Source organism: Rhizobium sp. SVR5-9E (genome assembly GCF_056755095.1).
In genome coordinates, this window is sequence record NZ_JBNDHS010000719.1 from 1 (window position 1) to 209 (window position 209).

Below are 209 nucleotides of genomic sequence, written 5' to 3' on the forward strand. Positions count from 1 at the left end.
GACTAGTCGTCGGCAGCGTCAGATGTGTATAAGAGACAGATATTACGCCACCGAGGGCAGATTAACGTCCGAGGGACGGTCGCGCATGAAGGCAAGGACGGCAAGAGCTGCAACCATGATCCTGTCTCTTATACACATCTCCGAGCCCACGAGACTACGCTGCATCTAGTGTGCGGTCTTTTTTTTGGAGGAGGGGGGGGGGGGGGGGG

1 protein-coding gene is annotated in these 209 nt (G+C 56.9%); it reads right to left on the reverse strand.

Annotated elements, in window-relative coordinates; translation table 11 throughout:
- Nucleotides 1-42: 42 nt before the first annotated feature.
- The gene (locus ACPYOJ_RS36705) at nt 43-165 is read right to left on the reverse strand and encodes a hypothetical protein (RefSeq protein WP_481420591.1); all 123 of its coding nucleotides are present in this window, start codon (nt 163-165) and stop codon (nt 43-45) included.
- Between the last annotated feature and the right edge of the window lie 44 nt (nt 166-209).